The organism is Sphingopyxis sp. (genome assembly GCF_036402335.1).
Lineage (GTDB): Bacteria > Pseudomonadota > Alphaproteobacteria > Sphingomonadales > Sphingomonadaceae > Sphingopyxis.
In genome coordinates, this window is sequence record NZ_DASWTD010000245.1 from 1 (window position 1) to 3,810 (window position 3,810).

Consider the following 3,810-nt stretch of genomic DNA (forward strand, 5'->3'; position numbering starts at 1 on the left):
ACACCGGACGGCCATAGCAGGCTTGAGCTATCCCGATTTTTGCGGCCGTCTGTCGTTGCCGATCACCGAAACGCCCCGGTCAACGCCCTGGGCTATCTTCGCACGATGTTCGCCGTAGACGACATCGACGACGCTCTGGAACGGGTTCGCGCGCGCGGCGCGGAGCTCGTAGGCGAGGTCGTCGACTATCAGGACATATACCGGCTCTGCTACATCCGTGGACCCGAAGGGATTCTCGTCGGGCTTGCCGAGGAGCTGGGTTGAGCGTTTCTCGGCTACCGGCCTTTTGGTGCACAGGCGTCCATGTGCTAGCCTTGGGCAAATACATCGGAGTCGCAGCGATGGGAAGCAATGCCGACCATGACCTTTGGGGTCAGGTGCTCGCACTCGAAACCCGATATGGCGACCGCGCGCCGGCAATCATTGCCGATAGGATTCAGGCGCTTCGTGCCCGCGGAGAAGACCAGGAAGCCGAATTCTGGTCGCAGGTTACGGACTGTCTGCACGATCTTCATTCAATCCGTTACTTCGGCGGGCGACGAGCGGCCGACCCGTCGTCACCCGCATCGACTGGTCCCGCTGCGACGGGGACGACGGCGGCGCGGTCCTGACGTCCGTCTCAAGACCCGGCAAGCCGGGCCCACGCGGCCGCACGCTCCGGTGGTTGTGCAATCCTGACCGCAGCGCCGGACTACTCATGGCTTGTCGAGCGAACTGCCAATGACCAAATAACCGTCGGCAACCGGAAAGAGGTCATATTTGTCGAAAATCGTGAATGGTGCCAGCCTGCAACCGCGCTCGGGCAACGCACCGAAAAAGATCGTCTTGCTGTTGCACGGCTTTGGATCGAGCGGCACCGACATGATTTCGCTCGCGCCCCAGTGGCAGGAGGCGCTTCCCGACACGCTGTTCCTCGCGCCGCACGCGCCGCAGCGTTGCGGCATGATGGGCGCAGGCTATCAATGGTGGGGCCTGTCGGGATTTGCACCCTCGGCACTGACCGCCGGCGCGGCATCGGCTGCACCCGCGATCGACGCCTTCATCGACCGCAAGCTTGCCCAATATGACCTGACCGAAGCCGATCTGGCGCTCGTCGGCTTCAGCCAGGGCACGATGATGGCGCTTCATGTCGGTCTGCGTCGGCCGCGCGCCGTCGCCGCGATCGTCGGTTACTCGGGCATGCTCGCCGGAACGCTCGGCCTTGCCCATGACGCCTCCCCAAAGCCGCCGGTGCTGTTGGTGCACGGAACGGCCGATCCGGTCGTACCGATTGCCGCGCTCCACATGTCCGAAAGCGAACTCAAGCGCCTTGGCGTCGATGTCACGACGCACATTTCCTATGGCGTGGGCCACAGCGTCGATCCGGTCGGATTGCGGCTCGGCCGTGATTTCATCGCCGAGGCCTTCGCCCGATCGTCGTGACGGCTATGCGCCTTCAGCCCCGGTCGGGGCTCGGCGGCGCATCCCCGAAAGCTATGCTCACGCGAGCAGGCGCCTGAGGAAGTAAATCCGGAACAGGTCGAGCAGCGCTTCCGCCGTCTCGTTATCGTTGGCGCACGCCACGACCTGGAGCCCGCCATCCGCCGCGCCGGAATATTCGAACGGGTGGAGCCCCGTCAGCCGCAGCCGTGCCGGATCGAGCCCGTCGCGGCGCAGGGCGGCATGCGCGGCATCGTCGATCGACAATCCGACCCAGATGCCCGCGCTGCGTGCCGCGATCTGCTGAATATCGCCATGCTCGCCCGCGATCAGAAGCTCTGCCCTGCCGTCCATTCGATCCCCTTGGTCCGCGCCCTCGTCACGGTCGAAAACCTGCCGCGGACCGCCCCGTCCGCGAATCCGGAGACCGCGCGCTCACGCCTTGCTCCGATCCCCTGGCGCTGGCCATGCCAATTTCGATGAAGCGTTCAGCAAAAATTCTTTAGCCGCGCTTCGTGCCTGTCGCCGCCGGGACCATTCCGGTGCCCGAGGCGACGCGGTCCCCGCGTCCAAAAAGCGCCGTTCTTTCCGTCCTCCGCATGCGCTGCGGCCCTTTGCGTGCGGGCCGTTTCCTTAGGCCCGGCCTGTTCCTGCTCACGCTCCAGGGATTCTCCGGCGAGACCTACGTCTCGCCGAGCCTTGTGGCACTCGAGTTCGGACCGCGCCGCCTCGACCGCATCGCTCATTCCATCCAAATCGGCGATTCACGACCGATACGGACTGGATTGAAGACGGCCCGTTTTTCGGATTCGGGCATTCGATTGCCGTGCCCGGAACCGCCTTGCCGGGACCCGCCACAGCTTGCCCAAAACCAGATCAAGCGCATCATTTTGTGAATCGAACAAGCGTTAGACCGTCAGAAATGTGGGGGTGAGTGTGGGGGTAAGGAACTCTCATTAAAAGAAAAAATAAATTAAATCAATGGGTTAATATATAGGTTCGATACAAGCCCTGCCACCATATTCTCCCAAGCGATTGAGAGCGCACCGTCCGCGGATCTTCCGCAGGACGGCACGACGAAGTCGAAGCGTGTCAGCGTTCGAGACGGGGGAATATCTCCGTTGCGATGAAGCGGCTCATCGCGCAGAAGCGTCAGCTCTCCGGTCGTCCATGGCCCTCCGCGTTGCCGCGCTCAGGTGTCCCGAAGGACCAGTTGCGTCGGCAGCATGACCGATCGCGGCACACGGCCGTCCAGCATTTGCATGAGCTTTTCGACCAGAATGGCTCCGGCAACGCTGGTTTGCTGCGCGATCGTCGAGATGGCGGGGGTGAAATGCGCGGCGGGCGGGATATCATTGTAGCCGACGAGCGAATAGTCCCGCGGAGTGATATGGCCTTCCTTGCCGAAGGCGTCGATGACGGCCATCGCGGCGGTATCGGAGAAAGTGAAGACGGCATCGGGCTTGGGGTTCCGGGCTTTCAAATACGCGCCAGCCTGTCCGTGGATCGCCGAAAACGCCATCGAGTCGATCGGCAAAATGCCGATCTCGATATCTGTTGCGCCAGCGGCCGCGGCGCGCAGGCCCTCGAAGCGCATACGGATTTCGGTATGCTGGGCATCGCCGATAAACAGCCACCGTTTGCGGCCGAGCGCGAGGAACCGTTCGCCCGCGAGTTTGCCACCAAGGAAATTGTCGCTCCCGACCGCGCAATAGCCGCTGGCATCGTCGACGGCACCCCAAACTACCATGGGAATCTGTTTGCGGGCGACCTTGCGCAAAAGCGCGTCGCGCGTGCCCTGCCCGAGCACGATGAACCCGTCCGCTCCGCGCGAGCGGTACAGGTCGACGAAGCCATCGACCGTGTCGAGGCCCGAAGGGGACAGCAGCAAGTCGAGCTGGCGCACCGAAAGTGCCTCTGAAATGCCGGCGAGAAGTTCGAAGATGAACGGGTCGCCGATCGCACCTTGCCGATGCGACCCGAAGTCGAGCGCCACCGCGATGGCACCCGCTCTCTCGTGCCGCAGCTTCTGGGCGTTGCGGTTGAGCGCATAGCCCTGTTCGCGCGCGACGGCGAGCACGCGCTCGCGCGTCGCGGCGCTGACCAGCGGGCTGCCGCTCAGGACGCGCGATACCGTCGGTTTGGAAACATTGGCGATGCGGGCGACGTCTTCCATCGTCGGGCGCCCCGCCGCCAATGTTGCAGTTGTTTCATTATTTTTGACCGCCATGGGCGGTTCATATGGCAGCCCGAGGTCGCATGCAATCGCCAGTTTTGGGCTGCAATGAAACTTGTTGTTGAAATGCATTTCATAAATGGATATCCGATTCGCCATGATGGGCGGACAGCCCACGAAGGGAGGATGACTATGGCAGGCCGTCGCAAATATCT

4 protein-coding genes and 1 pseudogene are annotated in these 3,810 nt (G+C 62.9%); 3 read left to right on the forward strand and 2 right to left on the reverse strand.

The features are described 5' to 3' along the window. From VGD20_RS07715 to VGD20_RS07725, 3 genes and pseudogenes are all read left to right on the forward strand, one after another. Positions 1-264 (forward strand): annotated as a pseudogene (locus tag VGD20_RS07715) (VOC family protein); the annotation flags it as partial. 77 nt (positions 265-341) lie between these two features. Further along, complete coding sequence (locus tag VGD20_RS21810) at positions 342-611, forward strand: DUF6961 family protein (protein WP_414714555.1); 270 nt, start codon at positions 342-344, stop codon at positions 609-611. A gap of 148 nt (positions 612-759) precedes the next feature. Beyond that, entirely contained in the window at positions 760-1,422 is a 663-nt protein-coding gene (locus tag VGD20_RS07725) for an alpha/beta hydrolase (RefSeq protein ID WP_331133888.1), read from the forward strand. A 57-nt stretch (positions 1,423-1,479) separates the two neighbouring features. Here VGD20_RS07725 and VGD20_RS07730 read toward each other — a convergent pair whose 3' ends face one another. Then, the gene (locus VGD20_RS07730; RefSeq protein WP_331133889.1) at positions 1,480-1,773 is read right to left on the reverse strand and encodes a hypothetical protein; all 294 of its coding nucleotides are present in this window, start codon (positions 1,771-1,773) and stop codon (positions 1,480-1,482) included. An 838-nt stretch (positions 1,774-2,611) separates the two neighbouring features. After that, positions 2,612-3,595 carry a LacI family DNA-binding transcriptional regulator gene (locus VGD20_RS07735; protein ID WP_331133890.1) on the reverse strand — a complete coding sequence of 328 codons (984 nt, stop codon included), beginning with the start codon at positions 3,593-3,595 and terminating at the stop codon, positions 2,612-2,614. Positions 3,596-3,810: the final 215 nt, after the last annotated feature.

What these genes read in the sequence shown, in the direction of transcription:
- VGD20_RS21810 (WP_414714555.1), top strand. Translation starts at nt 342, where the DNA reads ATGGGAAGCAATGCCGACCATGACCTTTGGGGTCAGGTGCTCGCACTC.
- VGD20_RS07730 (WP_331133889.1), bottom strand. Translation starts at nt 1,773, where the DNA reads ATGGACGGCAGGGCAGAGCTTCTGATCGCGGGCGAGCATGGCGATATT.
- VGD20_RS07735 (WP_331133890.1), bottom strand. Translation starts at nt 3,595, where the DNA reads ATGGAAGACGTCGCCCGCATCGCCAATGTTTCCAAACCGACGGTATCG.